This window comes from Bradyrhizobium sp. NAS80.1 (genome assembly GCF_001908205.1).
Taxonomy (GTDB): domain Bacteria; phylum Pseudomonadota; class Alphaproteobacteria; order Rhizobiales; family Xanthobacteraceae; genus Bradyrhizobium.
In genome coordinates this window covers 1-1453 of sequence record NZ_LGHL01000464.1, presented here as the reverse complement: position 1 = coordinate 1453, position 1453 = coordinate 1, and the positions used below count along the sequence as shown (strand labels likewise).

Genomic DNA, 1453 nt, shown 5'->3' with positions numbered 1-1453 from the left:
GTCGCCTGCCGGTCGTGTCCCCCAGTGATGGTGTAGCTCGGTAGAGCAAAGCCGTCCGCACGCGCGCCCTCCAATAGCGCCGTAGCGGGCGGGCGGCTTTGCGGTGGTCACCGATGATTCGTCGGTAAGGTTTGGGTTGCGACACCAACCTGATTCGAGGAACCACCGATGACCGACGACATGATGAACCTGCGCGCGCTCGTGGAGAAGACCCCAGACGCCGATCTGTTGCGTGAGATGATCGGCTTTGCCGCCCACCGGCTGATGGAGCTCGAGGTCGAGGGCCTGACCGGGGCGGCTTACGGCGAGAAGAACCAGGAGCGCCTGGTCCAACGCAACGGTTATCGCGATCGAAGCTGGGAGACCCGCGCCGGCACGGTCGAGCTGCGCATCCCCAAACTGCGCAAGGGCTCCTACTTCCCGGGCTTCCTCGAACCGCGGCGGATGGCCGAGAAGGCGCTCACCGCGGTGGTTCAGGAGGCCTACGTGCAGGGCGTCTCGACCCGCTCGGTGGACGACCTGGTGCAGGCCATGGGCATGAGCGGCATCTCCAAGAGCCAGGTGTCGCGGCTATGCGGCGAGATCGACGACAAGGTGAAGGCCTTCCTCAACCGCCCGATCGAGGGCGACTGGCCGTACCTGTGGATCGATGCCACCTACGTGAAGGTGCGGCAGAACGGGCGCATCGTCTCGGTCGCGGTGATCATTGCGGTGGGTGTCAACAGCGACGGCCGGCGTGAGGTACTCGGCATGGATATCGGCCCCTCCGAGGCCGAGACGTTCTGGACCGCGTTCTTGCGCAAGCTCGCCCGCCGCGGCCTGCGTGGCGTCAAGCTGGTGATCTCGGATGCCCACGAAGGCATCAAGGCGACTGTCGCCAAGGTGCTCAACGCCACCTGGCAGCGCTGCCGCGTGCACTTCATGCGCAACGCGCTGGCGCATGCCGGCAAGAGCGGACGGCGCGTCGTCTCCGCCTTCATCGCCACCGCGTTTGCCCAGGACGATGCCGAGGCGGCACGCGCACAATGGCGGCGCATCGCCGATCAGCTGCGTCCCAAACTGCCCAAGCTCGCGGCGTTCCTCGACGAGGCCGAGACCGACGTGCTGGCCTACATGAGCTTCCCGGCCGCGCACCGGGCCAAGCTGCACTCGACCAATCCGCTCGAACGCGTCAACGGCGAGATCAAGCGGCGGACTGAAGTGGTCGGCATCTTCCCCAATGAGGACGCCATCACCCGTCTGATCGGGGCCATCCTGCTCGAACAGAACGACGAGTGGGCCGTCCAGCGCGGCCGCTACATGACGCTGGAAACGATCGCGCCGTTAGGCGATGATCCCGCCGTCAGCTTCCCGGCGATCGCCAGCTGACCGATCCGGCCCATGCCGGCGAACGTGGTGACACCCGCCCAGCTACACCACGCCAAGGGACACGATCCGCATTCATATCGAGAAG

The 1453-nt window shown here is 66.1% G+C and carries 1 protein-coding gene; it reads left to right on the top strand.

Features of this window, described 5'->3' with window-relative positions:
- Positions 1 to 168 precede the first annotated feature (168 nt).
- Positions 169 to 1368: an IS256 family transposase gene (locus AC629_RS44245; protein WP_084810816.1), complete on the top strand. Its 1200-nt coding sequence runs from the start codon at positions 169 to 171 to the stop codon at positions 1366 to 1368.
- The last annotated feature ends 85 nt before the right edge of the window (positions 1369 to 1453 follow it).

Bases quoted from the DNA above. Each gene is read 5' to 3' on its own strand.
- AC629_RS44245 (WP_084810816.1), top strand. From the start codon at position 169: ATGACCGACGACATGATGAACCTGCGCGCGCTCGTGGAGAAGACCCCA.